Source organism: Rhizobium sp. K33 (genome assembly GCF_056501445.1).
Genome location: NZ_CP096478.1, coordinates 1,101,570 through 1,126,363, shown reverse-complemented (window position 1 = coordinate 1,126,363; position 24,794 = coordinate 1,101,570). Strand labels below are relative to the sequence as shown.

At 61.8% G+C, this 24,794-nt stretch carries 24 protein-coding genes and 1 riboswitch; of the genes, 6 read left to right on the top strand and 18 right to left on the bottom strand.

All coding sequences use genetic code 11. From position 1 onward, the window contains the following. Positions 1–29 precede the first annotated feature (29 nt). From M1E12_RS05555 to M1E12_RS05535, 5 genes are all read right to left on the bottom strand, one after another. On the bottom strand, positions 30–761 hold the full coding sequence (locus M1E12_RS05555; protein ID WP_479564027.1) for a GntR family transcriptional regulator: 732 nt from the start codon (positions 759–761) through the stop codon (positions 30–32). A gap of 89 nt (positions 762–850) precedes the next feature. Beyond that, positions 851–1,867 carry an NAD-dependent epimerase/dehydratase family protein gene (locus M1E12_RS05550; protein ID WP_479564026.1) on the bottom strand — a complete coding sequence of 339 codons (1,017 nt, stop codon included), beginning with the start codon at positions 1,865–1,867 and terminating at the stop codon, positions 851–853. 2 nt (positions 1,868–1,869) lie between these two features. Beyond that, positions 1,870–3,186, bottom strand: coding sequence for a UDP-glucose dehydrogenase family protein (locus M1E12_RS05545; protein ID WP_479564025.1), 1,317 nt, complete (start codon positions 3,184–3,186; stop codon positions 1,870–1,872). A 210-nt stretch (positions 3,187–3,396) separates the two neighbouring features. Then, entirely contained in the window at positions 3,397–4,722 is a 1,326-nt protein-coding gene (locus tag M1E12_RS05540) for an MFS transporter (RefSeq protein WP_479564024.1), read from the bottom strand. A 31-nt stretch (positions 4,723–4,753) separates the two neighbouring features. After that, the gene (locus M1E12_RS05535; protein ID WP_136542593.1) at positions 4,754–4,918 is read right to left on the bottom strand and encodes a DUF2256 domain-containing protein; all 165 of its coding nucleotides are present in this window, start codon (positions 4,916–4,918) and stop codon (positions 4,754–4,756) included. 136 nt (positions 4,919–5,054) lie between these two features. Between M1E12_RS05535 and M1E12_RS05530 the strand changes: the two genes are divergently transcribed. Beyond that, complete coding sequence (locus tag M1E12_RS05530; protein ID WP_479564023.1) at positions 5,055–6,041, top strand: aldo/keto reductase; 987 nt, start codon at positions 5,055–5,057, stop codon at positions 6,039–6,041. 80 nt (positions 6,042–6,121) lie between these two features. Here the strand turns inward: M1E12_RS05530 and M1E12_RS05525 are convergent, their stop codons facing one another. The 6 genes from M1E12_RS05525 to M1E12_RS05500 all read right to left on the bottom strand — a co-directional run bounded on the left by M1E12_RS05525 (position 6,122) and on the right by M1E12_RS05500 (position 15,301). Further along, entirely contained in the window at positions 6,122–8,320 is a 2,199-nt protein-coding gene (locus tag M1E12_RS05525; RefSeq protein ID WP_479564022.1) for an esterase-like activity of phytase family protein, read from the bottom strand. A gap of 98 nt (positions 8,321–8,418) precedes the next feature. Continuing rightward, positions 8,419–9,321 carry a DMT family transporter gene (locus M1E12_RS05520; protein ID WP_479564021.1) on the bottom strand — a complete coding sequence of 301 codons (903 nt, stop codon included), beginning with the start codon at positions 9,319–9,321 and terminating at the stop codon, positions 8,419–8,421. 136 nt (positions 9,322–9,457) lie between these two features. After that, positions 9,458–9,611, bottom strand: a riboswitch (FMN riboswitch). Positions 9,612–9,752: 141 nt separating this feature from the next. Further along, the gene (gene hupB / locus M1E12_RS05515; RefSeq protein WP_006727558.1) at positions 9,753–10,028 is read right to left on the bottom strand and encodes a DNA-binding protein HupB; all 276 of its coding nucleotides are present in this window, start codon (positions 10,026–10,028) and stop codon (positions 9,753–9,755) included. A 206-nt stretch (positions 10,029–10,234) separates the two neighbouring features. Next, entirely contained in the window at positions 10,235–12,652 is a 2,418-nt protein-coding gene (gene lon, locus M1E12_RS05510; protein WP_479564020.1) for an endopeptidase La, read from the bottom strand. Between the two features lie 448 nt (positions 12,653–13,100). After that, complete coding sequence (gene clpX, locus M1E12_RS05505) at positions 13,101–14,378, bottom strand: ATP-dependent Clp protease ATP-binding subunit ClpX (RefSeq protein WP_113459381.1); 1,278 nt, start codon at positions 14,376–14,378, stop codon at positions 13,101–13,103. Between the two features lie 287 nt (positions 14,379–14,665). After that, a complete protein-coding gene (locus M1E12_RS05500) occupies positions 14,666–15,301 on the bottom strand; it encodes an ATP-dependent Clp protease proteolytic subunit (protein WP_113459380.1) in 636 nt (211 codons plus the stop codon). Positions 15,302–15,671: 370 nt separating this feature from the next. On the opposite strand from M1E12_RS05500, the gene M1E12_RS05495 reads away from it, so the two are divergent. Continuing rightward, entirely contained in the window at positions 15,672–16,916 is a 1,245-nt protein-coding gene (locus M1E12_RS05495; protein WP_479564019.1) for a GGDEF domain-containing protein, read from the top strand. A 48-nt stretch (positions 16,917–16,964) separates the two neighbouring features. Continuing rightward, positions 16,965–18,209: a cytochrome P450 gene (locus tag M1E12_RS05490; protein WP_479564018.1), complete on the top strand. Its 1,245-nt coding sequence runs from the start codon at positions 16,965–16,967 to the stop codon at positions 18,207–18,209. Here the strand turns inward: M1E12_RS05490 and M1E12_RS05485 are convergent. Further along, positions 18,199–19,182 carry a helix-turn-helix transcriptional regulator gene (locus M1E12_RS05485; RefSeq protein ID WP_136542599.1) on the bottom strand — a complete coding sequence of 328 codons (984 nt, stop codon included), beginning with the start codon at positions 19,180–19,182 and terminating at the stop codon, positions 18,199–18,201. The genes M1E12_RS05490 and M1E12_RS05485 overlap by 11 nt on opposite strands. 118 nt (positions 19,183–19,300) lie before the next feature. On the opposite strand from M1E12_RS05485, the gene M1E12_RS05480 reads away from it, so the two are divergent. Next, positions 19,301–19,957 (top strand): glutathione S-transferase family protein, encoded by a 657-nt coding sequence (locus tag M1E12_RS05480; RefSeq protein WP_479564017.1) that lies wholly within the window; start codon positions 19,301–19,303, stop codon positions 19,955–19,957. 25 nt (positions 19,958–19,982) lie between these two features. Here the strand turns inward: M1E12_RS05480 and M1E12_RS05475 are convergent, their stop codons facing one another. The 4 genes from M1E12_RS05475 to M1E12_RS05460 all read right to left on the bottom strand — a co-directional run bounded on the left by M1E12_RS05475 (position 19,983) and on the right by M1E12_RS05460 (position 22,764). Then, on the bottom strand, positions 19,983–20,219 hold the full coding sequence (locus M1E12_RS05475) for a hypothetical protein (protein ID WP_479564016.1): 237 nt from the start codon (positions 20,217–20,219) through the stop codon (positions 19,983–19,985). Between the two features lie 101 nt (positions 20,220–20,320). Beyond that, on the bottom strand, positions 20,321–20,665 hold the full coding sequence (locus tag M1E12_RS05470; RefSeq protein WP_113459375.1) for a cupin domain-containing protein: 345 nt from the start codon (positions 20,663–20,665) through the stop codon (positions 20,321–20,323). A gap of 104 nt (positions 20,666–20,769) precedes the next feature. After that, positions 20,770–21,381: a flavodoxin family protein gene (locus tag M1E12_RS05465; RefSeq protein WP_479564015.1), complete on the bottom strand. Its 612-nt coding sequence runs from the start codon at positions 21,379–21,381 to the stop codon at positions 20,770–20,772. 96 nt (positions 21,382–21,477) lie between these two features. After that, the gene (locus tag M1E12_RS05460; protein WP_479564014.1) at positions 21,478–22,764 is read right to left on the bottom strand and encodes an O-acetylhomoserine aminocarboxypropyltransferase; all 1,287 of its coding nucleotides are present in this window, start codon (positions 22,762–22,764) and stop codon (positions 21,478–21,480) included. A gap of 170 nt (positions 22,765–22,934) precedes the next feature. On the opposite strand from M1E12_RS05460, the gene M1E12_RS05455 reads away from it, so the two are divergent. After that, entirely contained in the window at positions 22,935–23,366 is a 432-nt protein-coding gene (locus M1E12_RS05455) for a DUF6455 family protein (protein ID WP_310237971.1), read from the top strand. Positions 23,367–23,370: 4 nt separating this feature from the next. Here M1E12_RS05455 and M1E12_RS05450 read toward each other — a convergent pair whose 3' ends face one another. Beyond that, complete coding sequence (locus M1E12_RS05450) at positions 23,371–23,802, bottom strand: CoA-binding protein (protein WP_479564013.1); 432 nt, start codon at positions 23,800–23,802, stop codon at positions 23,371–23,373. A 115-nt stretch (positions 23,803–23,917) separates the two neighbouring features. Between M1E12_RS05450 and M1E12_RS05445 the strand changes: the two genes are divergently transcribed. Then, on the top strand, positions 23,918–24,262 hold the full coding sequence (locus M1E12_RS05445; RefSeq protein ID WP_479564012.1) for a hypothetical protein: 345 nt from the start codon (positions 23,918–23,920) through the stop codon (positions 24,260–24,262). 15 nt (positions 24,263–24,277) lie between these two features. Here the strand turns inward: M1E12_RS05445 and M1E12_RS05440 are convergent, their stop codons facing one another. Next, positions 24,278–24,742 (bottom strand): CoA-binding protein, encoded by a 465-nt coding sequence (locus tag M1E12_RS05440; RefSeq protein WP_479564011.1) that lies wholly within the window; start codon positions 24,740–24,742, stop codon positions 24,278–24,280. Positions 24,743–24,794 lie beyond the last annotated feature (52 nt).

Genomic DNA, 24,794 nt, shown 5'->3' with positions numbered 1-24,794 from the left:
GAGATTGCTGAAACGGGTGCTTTGCAGGGTCAGAGGTTGGGGAGTTCGGCCGCGGCGGCGATATTGCGTGCCACGTAGTCCTGGATCTGGCGGACGATCTGATCGGCATGGGCGATCGACAGCCTGTCCGCCTCCTCCACATCCCCTAATCGGATCGCCTCGATGATCTTCTCGTGCTCCTCGACATAACGGCGAGGCAGACGGTCGTCGAAGGTCTGGTAGTAGAGCCTGAGGATCCGGCGTCCCTCGTCCAGGAGGCGGGCGAAGAAGGCGGTGTAGTAGGGATTGCCGGCCCTCTCGGCGATCGCGACATGAAATTCGCGGTTGGCCTCGATCATGGCGAAGGCGTCCTGCGCCTCCACGGCTTTTGCGAAGCTCTCCTGATGGCGGACGATCTCCGCCATCCAGGCATCGCCGGAGCGCTGGGCGGCCCCGCGGGTCGTCACGCGATACATCAGGCAGAGCGCCTCGAAATAGGTGGGCAGGCTCGAGAAGTCGATGACGGCAACGATGGTGTTGCGGTTCGGCAGGCTGGTGACGAGACCTTCGGAGGTCAGCCGGAGCAGCGCTTCGCGGATCGGCGTGCGCGACATGCCGAAGTGTTCGGACAGGCGCGTTTCGTCGAGCGGGCTGCCGGGCGCGCGCTCCATGGTCAGGATCTCGTGGCGCAGCGCCTTGTAGACCGATTCGGTGCCGGAGCCGCGGGTGCGTGCCCCCTCGCCCTTTACGGTCTCGGTCTCTGCGTCGCTTACGTCGTCCATGCCTGCTCTCTCATCCTGTCCGTTCCCGTTCAGCACAGCGGCGAACGGCTTCGAAAGTCAAGGCTGGCATTGATGAACGGTCGGGAGGTTCAGCCCTGCAGCTCGCGGCGAGCCTCGAGATACCATTCGACGAAGGCCTTCACGCCGTCTTCGAGCCTGGTGCTCGGGGTATATCCGGTCAGCGCCTGCAGGAGGTCGGGTGCGGCATAGGTGCGCGGGACGTCGCCCTTCTGCATCGGCAACATCTTGCGGATCGCCGGCTGACCGAGCGCCTTCTCCACCAGTTCGACGAAGTCCATCAGGTTTTCCGGCTGACCGCCGCCGATATTGACCAGGCGGAACGGTGCCTGCCGCGAGAGCGTCTCGATCTTCTCGTCGGCAACGCGATTCGATTCGTCCGGGATGACATGCGAGATCCTGACGATCGCCTCGACGAGATCGTCGATATAGGTGAAGTCGCGGCTCATCTGGCCTTCACCATAGATCTCGATCGGCTCTCCGTTCAGCATCAGGTCGACGAACTTGAAGAGTGCCATGTCGGGCCGGCCCCAAGGGCCGTAGACGGTGAAGAAGCGGAAGGCCGTGGTGGGCGTCTTGTAGAGATGGGCATGGGCATGGGCCATCAGCTCCATCGACTTCTTCGTCGCGGCATAGATGGTCAGCGGCTCGTCAGCGCGGTCCGTCTCACGGAACGGCACCGTCGGATTGGCACCGTAGATCGAGGAGGTCGAGGCGAGCATCAGGTGCCTGACCTTGTGACGCTCGGCAAGCTCGATGATGTTGTAAGAGCCGGTGACGTTGGACGTCAGGTAGGATTGCGGGTTTTCCAGGCTGTAGCGCACGCCCGCCTGGGCCGCGAGGTGGATCACCACATCCGGTTTGGCCTTGGCCATCGCGTCTTCGACCGCAGCGCGATCCTCCAGCATGGCGATGACCGGCTTGAAGGCGGGATACTGGGCGAGCGCCGCATGGCGCATCTGCTTGAGCTTGACGTTGTAATAGGGCGTCATGCCGTCGAAGCCGGTCACCTGATGCCCGTCGGCGAGCAGCCGGCGGGCGAGATGAAAGCCGATAAAGCCGGCGGTGCCGGTGATGAAGTAATGCATGCTCAGGCCTTTGCCGTGCGCTTGCCGATCGGGAAATGGCTGAAGCCGTATTTCTCCATTTCCTCCGGCTTGTAGATGTTGCGCAGGTCGACGATCACGGGCGCCTTCATCTCCTGCTTCAGACGGCGGAAGTCGAGCGCGCGGAATTCGTCCCATTCAGTGACGACGACGATCGCCTCCGCACCGGCTGCGATCTCGTAAGGGTTCTTGCCATAGGTGACGGGGCCGAGAACGGCCTTGGCGGCGTCCATGCCCTCGGGATCGAAGACATGCACATCGGCACCGCCATCGAGCAGCGCCTGGACGATGGTGATGGCCGGCGCATCGCGCATGTCATCGGTGTTCGGTTTGAAGGTCAGGCCGAGCACGGCGATCTTCTTGCCGCGGACATTGCCCTCACAGGCAGCGATCACCTTGCGGCCCATGGCGCGCTTGCGGTTGTCGTTGATTGCGACCGTGGTTTCGATGAGCCGCAACGGGCTGTCGAAGTCCTGGGCGGTCTTGACCAGCGCCAGCGTGTCCTTTGGGAAGCAGGAGCCGCCATAGCCGGGGCCGGCATGCAGGAACTTGTCGCCGATGCGCTTGTCCATGCCGATGCCCTTGGCAACCTTCTGCACGTCGGCGCCGATCTGCTCGCAGAGGTCGGCGATCTCGTTGATGAAGGTGATCTTCATCGCCAGGAAGGCGTTGGCGGCGTATTTAATCAGCTCGGAGGTGCGGCGTTCGCAGAAATAGAGCGGCGCTTCGTTAAGATAGAGCGGGCGATAAACTTCGCGCATCAATTCGGTGGCGCGCTCGTCGCCAGAGCCGATCACGATGCGGTCCGGGCGCTTGAAGTCGGCGATGGCCGCACCCTCGCGAAGGAATTCGGGATTGGAGACGACAGCAATGTCCTTGTCCGGGAATTCTTCGCGGAAGATGCGCTCGATTTCGTCGCCGGTGCCGACGGGTACGGTGGACTTGGTGACGACCACGGTGAAGCCGGTCACGGCCGCGGCAATCTCGCGCGCGGCAGCGTAGACGTAAGAAAGGTCGGCATGGCCGTCACCACGACGGGATGGTGTGCCGACAGCGATGAAGACGACGTCGGCGGCTGCGACCGGCTTTGCCAGATCGAGCGAAAAGCTCAGGCGACCGGCCGCGCGGTTATGGGCGATGATGGCTTCAAGCCCCGGCTCGAAGATCGGCACTTCGCCCCGCTCCAGGGCCTCGACCTTCTCCGTCGACTTGTCGACACAGATGACCTCGTGACCGAAATCCGCGAGGCAGGCTCCCGACACAAGGCCGACATAACCCGAACCGATCATCACTATGCGCATTCAACACCTATCCTGATCATGATTGCATCCGACGCCGTCGTCCGTTCCGGTTCTGGAACATAAAACATGACGCCGAGATGACAAACCTGTGAGCCCGCATCCTGTTCGCCGCTGAAACTGAATAAAGTCAGCGCCAAGTGCCAGGAAGCCAGCCGTTCCGTGCCGGTCTAGCTGCCGATGACGGCTCTGTCAAAAAGGGGCGATCTTACTTCAACTTTTCGAAGCCAGGCTCTCGCGCAGCTTTCGATGGGCGGCCTCGTCGAGGGAGAAATTCCACATCAGCGCGATTGCCGCGAGTTTCGGGAGAATGGGCAGGAAGGCATAGAGGGCGCCAAGCGCTGTCAGCGCCTCCGGTGTTTGCGTCGCGGTCTGGTCACCGATGAAGCCCGCAAGGTCGAGCAGCGGGAAGACGACACCGGCGGAGAGCGCCACGGCAAGCTTGGTGATGAAACTCCAGGCGGCAAAGTAGAGGCCAGAGCGCTGCTCGCCCGAAGACACGGTGTCGTTGTCGATGACATCGGCCTGGATGGCGGGTGGGAGCGTCAGATCGAAGCCAAGCAGCAGGCCGGTGATGACGCAGACCACGGTGAATGCGATGACGTCGCCTTCACCCAGGAAGCCCGCGACCGAGAAAACCGCACAGGCAAGAATCATCGCCAGACACCAGGCACGGTGCTTGCCAAGACGTTTGGCGGTGGCCACGGCAAGCGGCACGCCCGCGATGGCGCAGAGGAAATAGGTGAAGAGCAAGGGTCCCTGCATGGCCGGTGCGGCGAGGCGCTGGCCGACGAAATAGATGAAGAGCGACGCCGGAATGGCATTGGCGAAGCTGTTGAGCAGGAATGCGGAGACAAGGCGCAGAAAGGGGCCATTGGCGCGCAGATGCTGAAAGCCTTCGCGCAACGAGAGCTTCCGCTGCGAGAGGTCGACAGGCTCCGGCACCATGGCGACCGCAAGCAGGCCGGCGACCGGCAGCATGACGGCGATGAAGACGGCGATCCAGGCAAGGCCGTGAAAACCAACAGCCGTATCAAGGCCGCCGACGAAGGGCAGCGTGATGGCGATCAGGGAGCCGACAAGTGTCGCGCCCTCGCGAAAGGCGGAGAGCTTGACCCGCGCCTGATAGCCAGTCGCGAGTTCCGCTCCCCAGGCCGTGTAGGGCAAAAGCGACCAGGTCGCCCCAATCGAGAGAGCCACGCCCCAGACGGCGAGATAACCGACCCCGGCATCCTCGGGCGGCCAAAAGAGCATGAAGGCTGCGAGTGCGGTCAAGGGTGTGGAGATGACGAAGAAGAAGCGGCGCCGACCATAGCGGGACCGGACACGGTCGGAAAGCCAGCCGAACAGCGGATCGGTGACGGCATCGATCAGCCGGATGCCGAGCAGCAGGGTGCCGATGGTTGCCAGCGAAATGGCGAAATGATCGGCGTAGAAAGTGGGGAGCACGATATAGAAGGGCAGCGCAATTGCGGCCATGGGGATCGCCGGAAGTACGTAGAATGCAAGGCGTGTGGACGCCGGAGCCTGCTCTGTCATGGGATCCCGATCGCTGGTGTGTCTGAGACCTCTACGGCTTCGCCGGGCTTGCGGTTTTGCCCGTCCGGCGGCAACGCTCCGAGCAATAGACGACATTCTCCCAGTCCCGCTCCCACTTCTTGCGCCAGGCGAAGGGCTTTTGGCAGACAGGACATGTCTTCTGGGGCAAATCGCCCTTGCGGATCATCTTCGGCATTTTGATCTCTCACTTCTCGTGGCCTATTCGCATCGGAGGCCCGCCCGGATCACCGCAGATCCATCAAGCAGTTGAAGCTTGCCACCCCCTGCCCCACTTGCTAGCTCGAAACCGCAATCATGGGAGATAGATCAGCATGAGAGAACATTCCTTCGGCCGGACAGAATTCACCGTCAGCGATATCGGCTTCGGCGCCTGGCAGATCGGTGGATCCTGGGGCGAAGTATCGGAAGCCGACGGTCGGGCGGCGCTGAACGCAGCACTTGATGCTGGCATGACCTTCATCGACACGGCAGACGTCTATGGCGACGGTCGCTCGGAGAAGATCATCGCGGAGGTTCTGAAGGCCCGCGGCGGAAAGCGGCCGATGGTGGCCTCGAAGGCCGGCCGGAGGCTCAACCCGCATGTGGCCGACGGCTACACCAAGGCCAACATCGAAGCCTTCATCGACCGCTCCCTGAAAAACCTCGAGGTCGACAGCCTCGATCTCGTGCAGCTGCATTGCCCGCCGACCGACGTCTATTACCGCCAGGAGATGTTCGAGGGGCTCGAAGAGATCCGCAAGGCCGGCAAGATCAAGCATTACGGTGTCTCGGTCGAGAAGGTCGAGGAAGCGCTGAAGGCGATCGAATATCCGGGCGTCACGTCGGTGCAGATCATCTTCAACATGTTCCGCCAGCGCCCGGCCGGCCTATTCTTCCAGGAAGCCAAGCGCCGCAACGTCGCCGTCATCGCCCGCGTGCCGCTGGCAAGCGGTCTGCTGTCTGGCAAGATCACGGCATCGACACAGTTTGCCGCCGAAGACCATCGCAATTTCAACCGCAATGGCGAAGCCTTCGATGTGGGCGAAACCTTTGCGGGCGTTCCCTTCGAAACGGGCCTCGCAGCAGTCGAGGAAGTCCGCAAGCTTGTGCCGGAAGGCGCCTCCATGGCGCAGTTTGCGCTCCGTTGGATCCTGATGCACGCGGCCGTCACGGTGGTGATCCCGGGCGCCCGCAATGGCGAGCAGGCCAAGGCAAACGCTGCGGCGTCAGATTTGGCTGCGCTCTCGGCCGACGTGATGGCAGCATCCCGCGAGGTCTACGAGCGGCTGATCGCGCCGCATGTTCATCACCGCTGGTAACCGCGCCGACATCGACAAAATGAAGAGGCCGGGTGAGCGATCACCCGGCCTCTCTTGTTTCAGGCATCCTGATCTTGCGATCAGTTCGTGCCCTGCAGGTTCACTTCCCAGAACAGGGTCTCACCCGAGCTATCGTCCACGCCATCGTTATCGGTGACGGCGAAGGCCTTGCCGGCGGCGTCGAAGGCAAAGCCTTCGAGCTTGTCGACGACATAGCCGTTCGTGGCAGCCTTCAGGTCCGGGATGAAGTCGTGGACTTCTTCTTTGGCGACAACGGGAAGTTCTTCACCGATCTTGGCGGGCTTCAGGTCGGCAATGGCAACGCGGTAAAGCTTCTTGAGCTTGGCGTTGTCACCGATCTGGTTGTCACGCTCGACGATGTAGACGTGGTCGCCATGGGCGGTGATCTCGGAGAGACCGACCCAGCCTTCGCCAGCCGCTTCGAGCGGATAACGCACGGCGCCCCATTCCTTGGACTTCGGGTTGTAGGAGAGGAGCTTCACCGAACCCTTCTCGTCATCGCCCCATTCGCGCTGGACGGCCATCCAGAGCGTCATGTCATCGCCGGTACCGACGGAGGTGATGCCTTCGAGACCAAAGCGGTTCTGGCCAGCGAGGAGCTCGGTCGGGAAGCCGATTTCCGCCTTGATCTCGCCCTTGGCGTCAACGTGGTAGAGGCCGTGGCCGACGAGCTTGGCTGCATCGCCTTCCGAGGCGAGCCAGAAGCCGCCTTCGCCGTCGAGCGTGATGCCCTCGATATCGAGCTTCTGGGCAGCAGCACCGCCACGCATGATCGGCAGGGCCGAGGTGATGACAGCGGGCTTCTGCGTCGCGTCGATGGTGAAGATCGACGGCTGCATGGAATAGAAGCTGTCATTGACGGCGTAGAGCGTGCCTGCCTTCTCGGCGTCGCCGACGAGACCGGAGAGAGCACCCCAGCCGATCGGTGCGCCATCGACCATGGCCGACTGGATCATCGGATAGGCCGGTGTGCCTTCAGCGAGCTCATAAAGCATGACGTGCGAACGCGGACCGCCGTCTTCGCCGAGGTCGACTTCGTTGGCGGTGACCAGCAGGTTGCGCGAGGGGATCGCGACGGCACCTTCCGGCGAGACGCCAGACGGCAGAAGCTGGGCCAGTTCAGGCTCGGCACCAGTGTCCTTGTAGACGCCGACAATCGAAGAACGCTCGGACAGAACGAAGAAGTAGTTCTGGTCACCGAAAGCAGCGGCTTCCAGGCCTTCCGGCTCGATGCCCTTGGAGCGCGCGCGCTTGTCGGGGAAGTGACCGATCTGGGCGATGGCCATCTCCAGCGACGGGCCGGATTCGTAGGCGACCTTGCCGGTCTTATCGAAGATCGTGAAGCTGCGCGAACCGCCGTTCCAGTCGCCTTCGTTGGCGATCACGATGCGATTGTCGTCCAGCCATTTTACAGCGTCCGGCTCGCGCGGAACGCCGTCCTTCGTGCCGGTGAACTTCAGAGCGCCGTCCGACTTGGTGTCGATGCCGGCGAGGTCAACCGTTCCTGCGGAGAAGTGCGACTTCACTTCACCCGTCTTGCCGTCGACGATGGCAATGTGGTTGTTCTCCTGCAGCGTGACGGCGATCTCACCGAGGCTGTTGATTGCCACGAATTCGGGCTCCGGATCTTCCGGGGCGACGTCTGCGAGACCTGTCAGCGCCACGCGCTTGATGGTGCCGCAGTCGGCCACACCGTCCGTCAGCGAGACGATGACGAGGTCACCGGCCGGCATCTGCGGCAGAGCGCCGTCGTTGACGTCTTCGTCGCGCTCGTTTTCGATCGCGATGGCAACGAATGAGCCGTCCTTGGCAACAGCAACCGAGTCAGGCTGACCACCGATGTCGCAGGTCGAATCGACGGCCTTGGAGGCGATATCGACAACGGCGAGCTTGCCCGAAGGCGCGGTGAAGCTCTCGGACGTGTTGACGCCGACCAGCACGTTGCCGCCGGCAACGGCAACCGACGTGGGCTCGCCATCCATCATCACCGCGCCAGCGGCCTTGGGGGCCTTGGCGTCGGTGATATCGATGAAGCCGATGCCGCCGAGCGGGCTGTCGGAATAGATGAGCGTATTGCCGTCTTCCGAGGCGGTCACGATCTCGGCAGAGGTCGTGGTGAGCTTCTCCTTGTCGGCCGGCAGATTGGCGGCGACCGGGAATGTGGCGATGCGGTTGAAAACCTGTTCTGCCGCGGCCGGCAGGGCCACGGATGCAAAGAGCGCCGCCGTCAGGGCGACGCGGGAGAGACCATTGGTCATCGGGAAACCTCCAGTATCCGAAAATGGAACAAGAGGGTTCTGGGGCAGTCCGATGACAGTCGGATGACAATGCGGGCTTGAACCCAGTTTTCACCGCTTCACGATGTCGGCGACACTTCCTTGCCGGCTTCGCGCAGCATCAGGAAAAGCGATGCGCCGAGGATCAGGAGCGCCCCCAGCCAGAGGTAGCCGCTTGGCGCGTATCCGAAGACGAGCCAACCGGCAAAGACGTTCAAGGGCAGCTTCAGGTCATCGAAGGGCTGCACGTAGGCTGCATCGGCCGCATTGTAGGCAAGCGTCAGCAGATACTGGCCAAGGGCCGTCAGCAGGCCAGCCGCGAGAAGCAGCCACAGAGCCAACCCCTCCGGCACGGCAAAGCCGCCGGCGAAGGCAAGTCCTGCATTGATCGGCGTCAGCAGCACGAGAAGCCAGACGGTGACGGTTTCCGGTGCCTCGTAATGGGTGAGGTTCTTCATGATCAGCGAAGAGCCGCCCCAGAGGAGCGCCGAGAGCACCGGCAGGAGGGCCGCCAGGGTGAACGTGTCAGACCAGGGCTGGAGGATTAACATCGCACCGACAAAGCCCGTCAGCGTCGCCAGCCAACGGTCGCGGCCGACGGTCTCGCCGAGGAAAAGGCGCGCGCCGATGATGATGAAGAAGGGCGAGGTCATGACCAGCGCGATGGCCTGCCAGATCGGGACGGTGGCCAATCCCGTGACCCAGGCTTGAACGCCGAAGGCTGCGAGCAGGACGCGCAGGATGTGGCGGACGGGATAGGCCGTCTTCATCGCCTTCAGACCAAGGCGAAAGAGCAGCGGCAGAGAGAGGACAAGCGCAAAGCCATATTGCCAGAAGGCAGTCGAGGCCGGCGGGAAGCCAAGCGTCATGGCAAGCCACTGGGTGACGACGTTGAGAGCCGCGAAGGCAATGCCCGCGAGAACCATGAAACCGGCACCGACGACGGCCCGGGAGCGCAGAACAGATACGGAGCTCTGATTCATGTCATATTTCCTTTTCCAAAGGACCAACACAAATCAGGACAGATGAGGACGACGAAAAGCCGTATCCGGACAGATACGGCGCTGCGCAGCAACGCATCCTTCATCCGCGCAGAATGCGGACGGAAGCGCAGCCTGACCTCATTCTCTTTCATCCGGACTTTAACCGTCGGCTCCGGAATTGCACCGGATCTGCTGACCCTGCCCTCCCCTTCGGGAGATCAGGCGCTCGCGGGCTTGGAGTTTCCTCCTCTACCGCCGGTGGGGAATTTCACCCCGCCCTGAGAACGAATGCCGGACAATCCGGCTTAGCAGAAATATGACAGCTGTTGCTGCGGCGCAAGATGGGCAAAAAGAAAGCCCGGCACAGAGACCGGGCTCACCAGGGTGTCAGCTGACCATCGGCACCGAAGGGTGGCGACGGTCACGACGGATCAGCTGTTGACAGCGTCCTTCAGGCCCTTGCCGGCCGTGAACTTCGGAACGTTGCGAGCCGGAATGTCGACTTCAGCGCCGGTGGACGGGTTGCGGCCCTTGGAGGCTTCGCGACGGGCGACGGTAAAGGCGCCAAAGCCAGCGAGACGAATGTCGCCGCCGTTCTTCAGTTCAGCCTGGACCGTTTCAAAAACGGCATCAACGGCAGAGGCGGCGTCAGCCTTGGTGAGGCCAGCCTTCTCGGCGACCGCGGATACGAGTTCGTTCTTGTTCATGTTTCCACCCTTTCTGATTGGTATGAAACGACTCAAATGATTAAGTCGGGCGGAGAATACGAAAGCTTCTGCCCTTCGCAACTCAAAAGCACCCGAAAGCCCCGGAAAACAAGCCTTTTGAGCGGCTGTTCACAAAAAAGGCTGGCAAAAATGCCAGCCTTTTCGTCTGTTTTGCGCCTTTATGGCTCACTTATGGCAGAATTGCCTCAGTGAGCGACCGTTGCGCCGCTTTCGTCGGCCCCTTCGACAACGCCGATGGCCGGCGTTTCAACGGTTCCGTCCCACTCGATCGGCTCGGGAACACGGACCAGAGCGTGGCGGATGACCTCGCCCATGCGGGACACGGGCACGATCTCCATGTTGTTCTTCACGTTGTCCGGAATGTCCGCCAGATCCTTGGCATTCTCTTCCGGGATCAGAACCTTCTTGATGCCACCACGGAGCGCTGCGAGCAGCTTTTCCTTCAGACCGCCGATCGGAAGCACCCGACCGCGCAGCGTCACCTCGCCTGTCATCGCGATGTCCTTCGAGACCGGGATACCGGTCATGATGGATACGATGGCGGTTGCCATGGCGATACCTGCAGACGGGCCATCCTTGGGCGTTGCGCCTTCCGGCACGTGCACGTGGATGTCCGACTTATCAAAGCGCGGGGGCTCGACCCCGAAATCGACGGCGCGCGAGCGGACATAAGATGCCGCTGCCGAAATCGATTCCTTCATGACGTCCTTCAGGTTACCGGTGACCGTCATGCGGCCCTTGCCGGGCATCATGACGCCTTCGATCGTCAGGAGCTCGCCACCGACTTCCGTCCAGGCCAGACCCGTGACAACGCCGACCTGGTCCTCGCCCTCGGCTTCGCCATGGCGGAAGCGCGGGATGCCGAGATAGTCGGAGATGTTCTTCTCCGTGACTTCGACCGACTTGACCTTGCCCTTGATGATCTCGGTGACGGCCTTACGGGCGAGCTTCATCAGCTCACGTTCGAAGGAGCGAACACCGGCTTCGCGGGTGTATTGCTGGATGACCGCCAGGATCGCCTTGTCGGATACGGAGAACTCCTCCGGACGCAGGGCATGTTCCTTGATGGCCTTGGGCAGCAGGTGCCGCTTGGCGATCTCGAGCTTTTCATCCTCGGTGTAGCCGGCGATCCGGATGATCTCCATGCGGTCCATCAGCGGACCCGGGATGTTCAGCGTGTTGGCGGTCGTCACGAACATGACGTTCGACAGGTCATATTCCACTTCGAGATAGTGGTCCATGAAGGTCGAGTTCTGTTCCGGATCGAGCACCTCGAGCAGAGCCGAAGACGGGTCGCCGCGGAAGTCCATGCCCATCTTGTCGATCTCGTCGAGCAGGAAGAGCGGGTTGGACTTCTTGGCCTTCTTCATCGACTGCACGATCTTGCCGGGCATCGAGCCGATATAGGTGCGGCGGTGACCGCGGATCTCGGCTTCGTCACGGACGCCACCGAGCGCCATGCGCACATATTCGCGGCCGGTCGCCTTGGCGATCGACTTGGCGAGCGAAGTCTTGCCGACGCCCGGAGGGCCGACGAGGCAAAGGATCGGACCTTTGAGCTTCGTCGCACGCGCCTGAACGGCGAGATATTCGACGATGCGCTCCTTGACCTTATCGAGACCGAAGTGATCCTCGTCCAGAACCTTCTCGGCAGCGTTGAGGTCGATCTTGACCTTGGACTTCTTGCCCCAGGGCAGACCGAGCAGCCAGTCGAGATAGTTGCGCACGACGGTGGCTTCCGCCGACATCGGGCTCATGTGACGCAGCTTCTTCAGCTCCGCATCGGCCTTTTCCTTGGCTTCCTTGGAAAGCTTGGTCTTGGCGATGCGCTCTTCCAGTTCGGCCATCTCGTCACGGCCGTCTTCGCCGTCACCGAGTTCCTTCTGGATCGCCTTCATCTGTTCGTTGAGGTAGTACTCGCGCTGGGTCTTCTCCATCTGGCGCTTGACGCGCGAGCGGATGCGCTTCTCGACCTGCAGAACCGAGATCTCGCCTTCCATGAAGCCGAGCGCCTTTTCAAGGCGCGTCTTGACGCTCACCGTTTCCAGCATTTCCTGCTTTTCGGTGATCTTTATGGAGAGGTGCGAGGCAACTGTATCGGCGAGCTTCGAGTAGTCCTCGATCTGGCTTGCGGCGCCAACGACCTCGGGAGAGATCTTCTTGTTCAGCTTGACGTAGTTCTCGAACTCCGAGACCACCGAGCGAGACAAAGCCTCAATCTCGACGGCGTCTTCTGCGGGTTCGACGAGGACGCGGGCCTTGGCTTCGTAATAATCTTCGCGGCCGGTATAGCTTTCGACCTTCGCGCGGGCGCGGCCTTCGATAAGCACCTTCACGGTACCATCGGGCAGCTTCAGGAGCTGCAGGACGTTGGCCACGGTGCCGACGTCGTAGATGGCATCCGGAGCCGGGTCGTCATCGCTCGCATTGATCTGCGTGGCCAGCATGATCTGCTTGTCCGAGCCCATCACCTCTTCCAGAGCGCGAATGGACTTCTCGCGGCCGACGAACAGCGGGACGATCATGTGCGGAAACACCACGATGTCGCGCAGAGGAAGCACCGGATAGGTGTTCACCTCGTTTGCAGCTGACGTATTCGTCATTTCACTTCCTTTCAAACGTCCCGCGGAAACCGGGACTCCATGCCGACCCAAAAGAGGCGTCAGGCATATTTTACGTTCCTCCAACAAGTGGAGTGGCGTTCCCGCCAATTCAAGCCTCGCGCCCGCGCCGCACCCGAATCTGTGACATCAGCATGACAGACACTCTCAGCTTTCACACTAGGGTGCGGACCTGATGCGAAGCATGCGCGTCACTTCGTCGCCCGGCCGGCGGATGTTGATGCATGATCTGATCGGGGACGCGGATACGCGGTGACGGCAACGCAGCACACAGGCGTTCACTCTCGCTTCTGTTCTAGCCCAATCAGCAGGCCTTTCAACAGAGCATACGGTAAATCTGGTGCTTTGGTCGGGGAAAACCACAGCCAGCCCAAAAAGAAAGAGCCCGCCTTTGTCGGGCGGGCTCTCAATGCTTCTTCTGCGGTCAGGATCAGGCCGAGGCGTTGGCCTTTTCTTCCTGGCGATCCGCATAGATGTAGAGCGGACGCGAGCTGCCGTTGACGACGTCGTCGGAGATGACGACTTCGCGAACGCCTTCGAGCTCCGGCAGTTCGAACATCGTGTCGAGCAGGATCTTTTCCATGATCGAACGCAGGCCACGCGCACCGGTCTTGCGGGTGATGGCCTTGCGGGCGATCTCGCGCAGAGCGTCCTCGTGGAAGGTCAGTTCGACGTCTTCCATCTCGAACAGGCGCTGGTACTGCTTGACGAGCGCGTTCTTCGGCTCCGACAGGATCTGGATCAGCGCATCCTCATCGAGGTCTTCGAGCGTTGCCAGAACCGGCAGACGACCGATGAATTCCGGGATGAGGCCGAACTTGACCAGATCTTCCGGCTCGAGTTCGCGCAGGACTTCGCCAACGCGGCGATCGTCTTCTGCCTTGACGGTCGCACCGAAGCCGATCGAGGTCTTCTCGCCACGCGCGGAGATGATCTTGTCGAGGCCGGCAAAGGCGCCGCCGCAGATGAACAGGATGTTCGTCGTGTCGACCTGCAGGAATTCCTGCTGCGGATGCTTGCGGCCACCCTGCGGCGGAACGGAAGCAACCGTGCCTTCCATGATCTTCAGCAGTGCCTGCTGGACGCCCTCGCCCGATACGTCGCGGGTGATCGAGGGATTGTCCGACTTGCGGGAGATCTTGTCGACTTCGTCGATGTAGACGATGCCGCGCTGGGCGCGCTCGACATTGTAGTCGGCCGCCTGGAGCAGCTTCAGGATGATGTTTTCGACGTCTTCACCAACGTAACCGGCTTCGGTCAGCGTCGTGGCATCCGCCATGGTGAAGGGAACGTCGATGATGCGGGCGAGCGTCTGGGCAAGATAGGTCTTGCCGCAGCCGGTCGGGCCGACGAGCATGATGTTCGACTTCGCCAGTTCGACGTCGCCGCCCTTGGAGGCGTGCGACAGGCGCTTGTAGTGGTTGTGTACGGCCACCGACAGGATCTTCTTCGCCTGCTTCTGGCCGATCACGTATTCGTCGAGGATCTTAATGATGTCCTGCGGCGTGGGAACGCCGTCACGCGACTTGACCATCGAAGACTTGTTCTCTTCGCGGATGATGTCCATGCAGAGTTCGACGCATTCATCGCAGATGAACACCGTCGGTCCGGCAATCAGCTTGCGGACCTCGTGCTGGCTCTTGCCGCAGAAGGAACAATAAAGGGTATTCTTGGAGTCACCGCCGTTGCTTCCGCTGACCTTGCTCATGTCTTTATCCTTCCAGCACGCCGCGCCACCGCAGTCACGGCAGGGCGGTCACTCACACTGATAAGCTTCCACCGCCGCCTTTGGTGAAAACCTCTTTCCGATCCGGAGCTACTAGCCGACCCGACCTTGTCGGAGCGGCGGCAACGAAAACTCCCGTTCTCGGCAGACTATGTCACAAAGATTCAACATAGCCTTAATCCTAGTATTAGCGCTTTTGCGCCGAGTTTAAACCCCGGCGCCCATCACGTCTGCCGGCATCTTGGGGATGCCGGCCAACTCGGCCCGGATCAAGCCGATGGTGCAGCGCCTTCGATCTCGGCGCGCGAGGTGAGGATACGGTCGATCAGACCCCATTCCTTTGCCTCGCTCGATTCCATGAAGTGGTCACGATCCAGCGTGTTTTCCACTTCGTCATAGGTCCGGCCCGTGTGCTTGACATAGACCTCGTTCAGGCGACGCTTCATCTTAATAATGTCACGAGCGTGGCGCTCGATGTCGGAAGCCTGGCCCTGGAAGCCGCCGGATGGCTGGTGCACCATGATCCGGGAGTTCGGGGTGGCGAAGCGCATGCCCTTTTCGCCAGCGGCGAGCAGCAGCGAGCCCATCGAGGCTGCCTGACCGATGCACAGCGTCGAGACGGCCGGACGAATGAACTGCATGGTGTCGTAGATCGCCATGCCGGAGGTGACGACACCGCCCGGCGAATTGATGTAGATGGCAATTTCCTTCTTCGGGTTTTCCGCCTCGAGGAAGAGCAACTGCGCGCAGACGAGCGAGGCCATCGTATCCTCGACCGGGCCCGTCAGGAAGATGATCCGCTCCTTCAGCAGTCGGGAGAAGATATCGTAGGAGCGCTCGCCACGATTGGTCTGTTCGACGACCATCGGCACCAGAGCGAGAGCGGTATCAACGGGATTTGTCATGTCGGTCCTTTTCAGCCTCTCCCCGGCACGTCCGTGGCGGGAATCACACAAAATCTGTCAACCCCTACATAGAGTGTCCGCACCCCGACATTCAAGACACGAGGACGGGATATCCTTAATGGTCGGAACACGGGTCGGACAGCGCCAAGGCCGGGGAGATCGGGCATTTCTCGGCAAGGGGCGTCGCGCGGCACCCATCCATACACAAGATGATGCTAACATGGTGAAATTTCGGTAATCGGCCCGCGATGCCTCTGATTGCAGGGTGGCCTGGATGGCCGTTTGTGGCCCTTCCATCCTAGGGACTGGTTAACCACTCTCAGCCATTGTCCCGGGGATATTCTTAGACATTATTTCAGGACTGCGGATCGTGATCGACGTGAAGACTGCGTTTCTGCTCTGGGTTATCCAGGCCGGAACGCTGGCGATTCTGCTGATTGCCATATGGCTGCATGCCCGCGACCAGCGCCATTTCCTCTGGTTCGGCCTCGGGTTCGGCCTGCAGGCCATAGGTCTGGGCATGGTCGGCCTCAGGGACCAGATCCCCGACGTCCTCTCCATTCATGCCGGCAACATCCTCTCGCTTCTCGGCTTCATCTGCTGGGGTCAGGCGCTTTGCGCCTTCGACGACCGTCGGGCGCCTGCCTATGTCGCCCTGCCTGCCCTCATCTGGGTGGCGGGCAATGCTGTGCCTGCCTTCACTGCCGAGATCGGCTACCGGATGGCGATCTACAATGTCGCGGCAGCGGCGGGGCTAGCGGCACTCGGGGTGATCGTCCTGACGGGCACCTTCTCGACCCGGCGGTATCGCGTGATGCTCGCGACCGTCTGGTTTCTGCAGGCTGGCGCCTGTCTCGTCTTCGCCTATATAGCCACGCGTATCATGCCGCGGAGCTTTACCGAGATGACCCTCGCCGTCGCCGTCAGCATCGTTGGGCTCATTGCCTTCATCACGGCCATGACGCTGATCGCCAAGATGATGATGGATCGCTCGGAGGAACGGCTCCAGGCGCTGGTGCGCGCTGATCCGCTGACCGGCGCACTCAACCGGCGCGGTTTCTCGGATGCGTTTCAAGGGCTCGTCGATTCCGCGCCTTCTGCCGGGCTCGCCATGATCATATTCGATCTCGACCACTTCAAGCAGATCAACGATCGGCACGGGCATCAGGTCGGCGATCGGGTGCTTCTCGAATTTTCGGCGACCTGCAAGGCGCATCTGCCGCAACGGGCCGCCTTCGGTCGAACGGGCGGCGAAGAATTCGCCGCCGTGCTTGCGGTCAATGAACCGAAGGATGCAGCGCTTTTTGCGGAAACGGTCCGGATGGCCTTTGCCGAGCGAGCGATCGATGCAGAGACCCAGCGCATCCACGTCACGACCAGCGTCGGCATTGCGGTCGCGCCACTGGCCAACGCCGATCTCGAGAGCATGATGGCGCAGGCGGACACGGCTCTCTATGCCGCCAAGGCGGGAGGCCGCAACCGCACATCCGTGAATGCCAACGGCAAGGTCGTGACCGTTCCGCCCGCTCGGAGCGACAATCTCGATGCCCAGGCGGATCGGCAGGTGGCGATCCTCAAGCGCATCGCAGCGGTCGGGAACAATCTCCACGACTGATGCGGCCCCTCCCCTTGCGGAACGGTGTCGAGGGGATAAACAGAGGGCATGACACAGACATCTTTCCTCTCCATCGATCCCGTCACCCGCCGCGTCTGTCTCGACGCCCGCGACCCGGCCTTCTACACCGATCCGAACAAGACATATGCTGCCTTGCATGCGAGCTGTCCAACCTTCTACTGGGAGGAGCAGAAGCAGTGGTTCTTCACCGGTTATGACCATGTGAATGCGCTTCTGCGCGATCGCCGCTTCGGCCGGCAGATCCTGCATATCGCGACGCGCGAAGAGCTCGGCATGCCGGAGCCTGCGGCGCATACCCGCCACTTCGACAAGGCCGAGGAGCACTCGCTGCTCGAAATCGAGCCGCCGGAGCACACGCGTCTTCGCACCCTCGTCAACCGCGCCTTCGTCTCCCGCCATGTCGAGAAGATGACGCCGGAGATCACGGAACTGGCCAACCGGCTGATCGACGACTTCGAGAAAGACGGCAAGACGGAGCTCCTGTCGACCTTCGCTGACATCATCCCGGTGACGATGATCGCCCGGATGATCGGCATTCCCGAAGAGATGGGCCCGCAGCTCCTGAAATGGAGCCACGACTATGTCGGCATGTACATGTTCAAGCGCAGCCGCGCCGATGAGGAGGCCGCCGACCGCTCGGCCAAGGAGTTTGCTGACTACGTGCGGCAGGTGATTGCCGAGCGTCGGGCCGAGCCGCGCGACGATCTCCTGAGCCACATGATCCATACCGAGCACAAGGGCCAGTTCCTCACCGAGGACGAGCTGATCTCGACGACCATCGTGCTGCTCAATGCCGGGCACGAGGCGACCGTGCATCAGATCGGCAATTCGGTGCGGGTCATCCTCGATAGCGGGATCGATCCGGTGACGCTCTTCACCGACGAGAAGACGACCGAGCGGACGGTCGAGGAGACCCTTCGCATCTGCGCGCCGGTGCATATCTTCCAGCGCTGGTGCCTGGAGCCCTGCGACATCGATGGCGTCAGCTTCAAGCGCGGCGACAAGGTGAGCCTCATTCTCGCGGCCGCCAATCTCGATCCGCAGAAGTTTCCCGAACCGCTCGAATTCAAGCCTTCGCGTGATGAGGGCGCCAATCTTTCCTTCGGCGCCGGCATTCACTTCTGCATCGGGGCACCGCTCGCCCGGCTCGAGCTCAACATCGTCCTGCCCCTGCTCTTCCAGCGGTTGCCGGGGCTGAAGATCGCCGAGACGCCCCGCGTGAAGGACGTCTATCACTTCCACGGGCTGGAGCGGCTCGACCTTACATGGTGACTGCCGGCGGGCCGGCGTAGCGCTCCGTCAGAGCGTGCGCGGCCCGGCGCATGGCTTCTCTCAGTTCCGGCGGATCGAGAACCTCGACCTCGATGCCGAGCTTCAGGAACTCGGACACCGCCATGCGCTCATGCGCTACGGGAAGGCTTGCGGTGCGCCAGCCGAGAGCATCAGGCTCACCGAGCAGTTCGAGATTGGCGCGCACATAGGGCGGCGCCATATGTTCGATCTCCTTGAGGCCCCAGGGAGAGAGGCGGATCATTGCCCGGTTCGGATAAAGCTCCAGCTCGAGCCGGCGGGTGTTCTCGCTCCAGTAGGCGGCAAGGTCGAAGTCGCGCGGCCAGTCGAAGCGCTCTTCGGTCACGATCAGGTCCAGGACGCGCGAGATGCGATAGGTACGCGGCGTGCCGTCGACCCGGGCGACGAGATACCAGGCCCCGCCCTTCATCACGATGCCGAGCGGGTCTGCGAGCCGGTTCTTCTCCGCCTTCCAAGACCGGTAGCGCATGCGGATACGCTTCGAATTCCAGACAGCATCGGCAATGGCCTGCAGATAGACCGGCTGCTCACCCTCGGCGAGCCAGGCAGGCGCATCGAGATGAAACTTCGACTGCATGCGCCGGGCGCTTTCCCGCAGATCCTCGGGCAAAGCCGCGGTCAGCTTCTTCTGCGCGCCGGCCATGAGGGAACCGAGGCCGAGGTCGGCAGCCGCACCGGGGATGCCCGACAGGAACATGGCTTCGGCCTCAGCCGGCGTGAGGCCATTCAGGCGAACCCGATAGCCGTCCAAGAGCCGGTAGCCGCCATCGGATCCGCGCTCGCTATAGACGGGGATGCCGGACAGCGAAAGCGCATCGATGTCGCGATAGATCGTTCTGACCGATACGTCGTTTTCATCGGCAAGAGCCTCCGCCGTTACTAGGCCCTTGGCCTGAAGGGTGGTCAGTATGTTGATCAGCCGGCTCGCACGCATGGAGAAAAAATCCTCTTTCCCGCATCATGCTAAACCAACCTGACACAATCTGACAGGTATGGTGGCGCATTCTCTCCCCATCGCCTTGAGGCGCCACTCATTTCAAAGGGAGACTTCGATGACCAAGGACCTGCCGATCACCCTCTTCTACTCGCCCCAGACCCGTGCCACCGGCGCACGGGTGCTGCTGGAGGAGCTTGACGTGCCCTATGATTTGCATGTGCTGAACATGAAGACGGGCGAGCAGCGCCAGCCGGCCTATCTCGCGATCAATCCGCTCGGCAAGGTGCCGGCCGTGCGTGTCGGCGAAACGCTGATCACGGAACAGGGCGCGATCTATCTTTATCTCGCGGATCTCTTTCCCGAAGCGGGTCTTGCCCCGGCGCTGACCGACCCGGATCGTGGCGCCTATGTCCGCTGGCTGTTCATCTACGGCAGCTGCTTCGAGCCGGCCGTTGTGGACCGCTATCTGAAGCGCGAGCCGGGTTCGATGAACGAGACGCCCTATGCGAGCTATGAGGCGCTCATCGATCTGCTCGAGGAGACGCTGAAGACGGGCCCTTATCTGCTCGGCGAGCGTTTCACAGCCGCGGACCTCCTGTGGGGCATCGCCCTGCGCTGGACGACGATGTTCGGGCTGGTCGAGGCTCGCCCTGCTTTCCAGGCCTATATGGACCGCATCGGCAGCCGCGCGAGCATCCAGAAAGTCTCGGCCGAGGATGCGATGATGGTCGCCGAGCATGAGGCGGCAGCGGCGCGTTTGAAAACGGGCTGATCACTTCCTCGTCCGGCGCAATCGCTCAAATCCAACTCCGGCTATCCGGAGCGCCGCAGCCATAGGGCGGGACACTCTCCGGAAAAGACTGTTGCAGCCGATCGCATCCCCATTTGCGGAGACCATGCGGAAGACGGCTGTTGATCTCGATCCCGACTTCGTCATAGGGGCTGCTGGTATTGCTGACATAGGCGTACCAGCGGCCACCGACGATAACAAAAAGCCCGACGATGACGATGAGGGCAAAGCGAAAAATGGTCATTCAGGTAATCCGGCACTGTAATCTTGAGGCGGCGTCCTAGCCTGATCTGTGCTGGACAGTCAGTGATCTGCCGCACATGCGAGGCCGAGGATAGCCGCAGACTAGAGCCGGATGACGTAATCCTTGCGAGTCGTTTCAAGGACTTCCCAGGTTCCCTTGAAGCCGGGTCTGAGGATCAGGCGGTCGCCGGCCTTCAGATGGATCGGGTCACCGCCATCTTCGGTCACGACAGAGTGGCCTTCGAGAATGTGGAAATACTCCCATTCGTCGTAGACGATCCGCCACTTGCCCGGCGTCGACTGCCAGATGCCGGCATAGACGCCGCCTTCTGCCTCTTCCAGGTTCCAGGTGGTGAAACGCGGGTCGCCTGAGATGAGGCGGTCCGGTGCGGGCGCGCCCTCTTCCGGGGTGACGGTCGACGGATCGAAAGCGAGGGCGGCAGACATGGCGGGCTCCTGAGCGAAGACTAATGCGGCAGCGGGCCGGGCATCCTCGGATGCCGGCCCGTCAGTCTTGCCTCAAGCCGCGCGCAAAATCCACGCGGCCGGTCTCATTTCTGCGGCGGATAGGGGTTGTCTACCAGGAGGCGGGCCAGATGCACCGTGTTGCGGGCCACCATGCCGACGGTTGTCGTCACCTTTTCCGGCACCGGATCGAGATCCTTGAAGTCGGTGCTGCCCATCGCTTCTCCGACCCAGTAGGCGACCGCATTCGAGGCAATGGTAAAGCCGACATCGTTCAGGGCCTGGTAGAGTTCGGCCGAGACATGGTGCGCGCCATCTTCGTTGCCAACGACCGCGACAGCAGCGACCTTGCCATAGGAGACCATGCGCCCCTGATCGTCGGTCTCGGACAGAAAGGCATCCATCCGCTCGAGCGCGCGTTTGCAGACGCTCGACGGCTGGCCGAGCCAGATGGGCGTACCCACGACGAGAATGTCGGCGGCGAGGATCTTTTCGCGGATGGCAGGCCATGCGTCGCCGGGGCCCTCGTCTGACGTCACGCCTGGACGAATGTCGTGATCGGCAAGCCGGACGGTTTCAGTCTCCACCTCCTCCTTGCCCATGGCAGCGGCGATCAGGCTCAACATGCGGTCGGTGGAGGATGGCTCGGCGGTGCTGCCCTTCAGCGTGGCGTTCAAGGCAATGGCCTTCAGCTTCATTGGAAATCTCCTTCCTTCGGGATGAGAGAAGTCCAACAGCAAAGCCCGGCCGCGGTTCCGCGGAGCCACGACCGGGCTAACAGAGGTCACGCGTAATCAGGCGAGTGACAGCGCCTGTTCGAGATCCGCGATGATGTCTTCCGCGTCTTCGATGCCGATGGACAGACGCACAACATCGGGTCCCGCACCGGCTGCGATCTGCTGCTCTTCGGATAGCTGCGCATGGGTCGTCGACGCCGGGTGGATGATGAGCGAACGGGTGTCGCCGATATTGGCGAGATGCGAGAAGAGCTTCAAGCCACCGACCAGCGCCTTGCCGGCTTCGAGACCGCCCTTGATGCCGAAGGTGAAGACAGATCCGGCGCCTTTCGGCGAGTAACGCTTCTGCAGCGCATTGTTCGGATCGTCGGCGAGGCCCGCATAGTTCACCCAGGCGACCTTAGGATGGCTCTTCAGCCAGGTCGCCACCTTCATGGCGTTATCGCAGTGGCGCTGCATTCTGAGCGGCAGGGTTTCGATGCCGGTCAGAAGGAGGAAGGCGTTCATCGGGGCGATGGCGGGACCAAGGTCGCGCAGGCCGAGAACGCGGGCTGCAATGGCGAAGGCAAAGTTGCCGAAGGTCTGGTGGAGAACGACGCCGTTGTATTCCGGGCGTGGCTCCGAGAGCATCGGATATTTGCCCGGCTTGGCCGACCAGTCGAAGGTGCCGCCGTCGACGATGATGCCACCCATGGAATTGCCATGGCCGCCGAGGAACTTGGTGGCGGAATGCACGATGATGTCGGCACCGTGTTCCAGCGGGCGGATGAGGTAGGGGCTTGCCATGGTGTTGTCGACGATCAGCGGCAGGCCGTGACGATGGGCCACCTCGGCAATGGCTGCGATATCGACGAAGGTGCCGCCGGGATTGGCGAGGCTTTCGATGTAGACGGCCTTGGTCTTATCGTCGATCTGGGCGGCAAAGCTCTCCGGATCGGCGGGATCGGCCCAACGCACCTGCCAGCCGAAATTCTTGAAGGCATGGCCGAATTGGTTGATCGAGCCGCCATAGAGCTTCTTCGCCGCGACGAAGTTATCGCCCGGCTGCATCAGAGCGTGGAAGATCAGGAGCTGGGCTGCATGACCCGAGGCAACGGCGAGTGCTGCCGTGCCGCCTTCCAGCGCTGCCACACGCTCTTCCAGAACGCCCTGGGTGGGGTTCATGATGCGCGTGTAGATATTGCCGAACTCCTTGAGCGCAAAGAGGTTTGCGGCATGGTCGCTGTCGTTGAAGACATAGGCCGTGGTCTGGTAGATCGGCGTGATGCGCGCGCCTGTGGTGGGGTCCGGCTGGGCACCGGCGTGAATGGCGAGCGTGGCGAAACCCGGATTGTTTTCCGACATTGTGTTGTCCTCCCTTGATGACGTCGGGCCGGATCATAAAGGCTCGCTGCCCGATGTCAGCCCCGGATTATTCCAAGAGAAGCGCCGATTGAGGAAATTCCTGCTTGATCGAGGTCAATGCGCACGGGTGGCGCGGTGGCATTCTTGTCGCCAGTCGAAGGAGAGCCCCCATGACACTCAGGATTGCCGATCCGGTCCGTCACACCGTGCAGCAGATTCTCTCTTGGTTCGCCCAGGGTTTCGAAAACACCACCGAAAGCGACATGCTGGCAGCGCTTTCTGATACAGAAGTCGAGGCGCTTGCCGAGGACTGCGGGATCAGCGCCCATCAGTTGCTGGCGCTGGTAAAGGCCGGCCCCCATGCCGCCGACGAGATGCCGGCCATGATGCGCGCGCTCAACATCGATCCGGCCGAGGTGGAGTATCGCATGCGCCGGCTCTTCCGCGACATGCAGATCACCTGCGCACAATGTTCGTCGAAGGACACGTGCAAGCAGCACCTGCGCCAGGGCAAGGCCGAGCAGACCTTCATGGACTACTGCGGCAATGCCGACACGCTGAATGCGCTGAGAGCCAATCCGGATGTTCTGATCGAAGCGTGAGGTCTCAAAGGCCGAGCCTGGGGATTTCGATTGCCGGGCAGCGGTCCATGACTACCTTGATGCCCGCCTCCTCGGCCGGCTTCACCGCTTCGTCGTCCCGAACGGACAACTGGCCCCAGATCACCTTGGGGCGATCGTTGAGCGCGAGCGACTCGGCGACCACTTCGCCGAGATATTCCGGGGCCCGGAAAACGTCGACCATGTCGATTGCTTCGGAAATATCGGCCATGGTGGCGTAGACTGTCTGACCGAGGATTTCCTTGCCAGCCTGTCCGGGATTGACCGGATGAACCTTGTAACCCTTGGAAAGCAGAAAGCGCATGACGCCAAAGCTCGGGCGATCCGGCTTCGGCGAGGCCCCGACCAGCGCGATGGTCTTTACCGAAGCGAGGATATCCTTGAGATACTCCGCACTGTAATGATCGTGATCGGCCATCTGCGTCTCCTTGTCCATCCTATGATGAGACTTAGATGGTGTAGCATCTGCCGGCTGCAAGGCGGAACCGCCCTGCCCCGCTCCACGTTGAGCGACCACCAGAAGGAGGACCGAGATGCGCCCGACATCGCTTGCCATCATGACAATATCCGCCAGCCTGCTCGCCCAGCCGGCGCTCGCCATTTCCCGCTACAACACCACCCAGCTCACCTGCGACCAGGTTCGCAAGCGGGTGATCAACGAGGGGGCGGCCATCCTGCGCTACCCGTCGACACGCGTGAAGAACATGACCCTCTACGATCGCTACGTGACCCGTACGGCTCTTTGCGATCCGCATGAATATGCCGAGCGTGCCTATGTCCCGACCAAGGACACCGCGCGATGCCCGGTCCTCAATTGCCAAGAGTACGATCCGGAATCGCGCCGCTTCAACTTCGGCAAGCCGATCGTCCGGTTCTGATTTCCGCGGGCCGGCTCAGGCTGCGTGCCCCTGGACGGACGGCGCGTGCAGGCGCTCGTAGACCAGTGGGTACTCGGAGACCAAAGCGCGGTTCATCACGACCTTGAGGCCTGCGGCTTCCGCCCTGGCGGCGGCCGCGTCGTTGCGTATGCCGAGTTGGCACCAGATAGCGGTCGGGCGCGGTGTCATCGCCAGCACCTCGTCGACGATGGCGTCCAGATGCTCCGGGCGACGGAAGACATCGACAAGGTCGACAGGCTCGCGGATTTCGGCGAGCGAGCCGTAGACATGCTGGCCGAGAATGCGTTCGCCGCGATGTGAGGGGTTGACCGGAAAGACGTGATAGCCCTTCCCCAGAAGGAAGCCGGAAATCCAGTGGCTCGGACGCTTGTCGTCTGGCGATGCGCCCAGAACCGCGACGGTCTTCGCGGCCGCAAGGATGTCGGCGAGATAGCTGTTCAGGTAGGTGTCATGGTTCATGGACGTTCCTCCCAGCCCGCAAGGGCCTCTGGTCTACCCGTCCAACATGTCC

Coding starts and splice junctions, on each gene's coding strand:
- M1E12_RS05540 (WP_479564024.1), bottom strand. CDS start 4,722: ATGACAGAGCAGGCTCCGGCGTCCACACGCCTTGCATTCTACGTACTT.
- M1E12_RS05520 (WP_479564021.1), bottom strand. CDS start 9,321: ATGAATCAGAGCTCCGTATCTGTTCTGCGCTCCCGGGCCGTCGTCGGT.
- clpX (WP_113459381.1), bottom strand. CDS start 14,378: ATGAGCAAGGTCAGCGGAAGCAACGGCGGTGACTCCAAGAATACCCTT.
- hupB (WP_006727558.1), bottom strand. CDS start 10,028: ATGAACAAGAACGAACTCGTATCCGCGGTCGCCGAGAAGGCTGGCCTC.
- M1E12_RS05525 (WP_479564022.1), bottom strand. CDS start 8,320: ATGACCAATGGTCTCTCCCGCGTCGCCCTGACGGCGGCGCTCTTTGCA.
- M1E12_RS05470 (WP_113459375.1), bottom strand. CDS start 20,665: ATGTCTGCCGCCCTCGCTTTCGATCCGTCGACCGTCACCCCGGAAGAG.
- M1E12_RS05450 (WP_479564013.1), bottom strand. CDS start 23,802: ATGGCCGATCACGATCATTACAGTGCGGAGTATCTCAAGGATATCCTC.
- M1E12_RS05485 (WP_136542599.1), bottom strand. CDS start 19,182: ATGCGTGCGAGCCGGCTGATCAACATACTGACCACCCTTCAGGCCAAG.
- M1E12_RS05550 (WP_479564026.1), bottom strand. CDS start 1,867: ATGCATTACTTCATCACCGGCACCGCCGGCTTTATCGGCTTTCATCTC.
- M1E12_RS05535 (WP_136542593.1), bottom strand. CDS start 4,918: ATGCCGAAGATGATCCGCAAGGGCGATTTGCCCCAGAAGACATGTCCT.
- M1E12_RS05455 (WP_310237971.1), top strand. CDS start 22,935: ATGACACTCAGGATTGCCGATCCGGTCCGTCACACCGTGCAGCAGATT.
- M1E12_RS05475 (WP_479564016.1), bottom strand. CDS start 20,219: ATGACCATTTTTCGCTTTGCCCTCATCGTCATCGTCGGGCTTTTTGTT.
- M1E12_RS05500 (WP_113459380.1), bottom strand. CDS start 15,301: ATGACAAATCCCGTTGATACCGCTCTCGCTCTGGTGCCGATGGTCGTC.
- M1E12_RS05530 (WP_479564023.1), top strand. CDS start 5,055: ATGAGAGAACATTCCTTCGGCCGGACAGAATTCACCGTCAGCGATATC.
- M1E12_RS05490 (WP_479564018.1), top strand. CDS start 16,965: ATGACACAGACATCTTTCCTCTCCATCGATCCCGTCACCCGCCGCGTC.
- M1E12_RS05460 (WP_479564014.1), bottom strand. CDS start 22,764: ATGTCGGAAAACAATCCGGGTTTCGCCACGCTCGCCATTCACGCCGGT.
- M1E12_RS05555 (WP_479564027.1), bottom strand. CDS start 761: ATGGACGACGTAAGCGACGCAGAGACCGAGACCGTAAAGGGCGAGGGG.
- M1E12_RS05445 (WP_479564012.1), top strand. CDS start 23,918: ATGCGCCCGACATCGCTTGCCATCATGACAATATCCGCCAGCCTGCTC.
- M1E12_RS05545 (WP_479564025.1), bottom strand. CDS start 3,186: ATGCGCATAGTGATGATCGGTTCGGGTTATGTCGGCCTTGTGTCGGGA.
- M1E12_RS05440 (WP_479564011.1), bottom strand. CDS start 24,742: ATGAACCATGACACCTACCTGAACAGCTATCTCGCCGACATCCTTGCG.
- M1E12_RS05480 (WP_479564017.1), top strand. CDS start 19,301: ATGACCAAGGACCTGCCGATCACCCTCTTCTACTCGCCCCAGACCCGT.
- M1E12_RS05465 (WP_479564015.1), bottom strand. CDS start 21,381: ATGAAGCTGAAGGCCATTGCCTTGAACGCCACGCTGAAGGGCAGCACC.
- lon (WP_479564020.1), bottom strand. CDS start 12,652: ATGACGAATACGTCAGCTGCAAACGAGGTGAACACCTATCCGGTGCTT.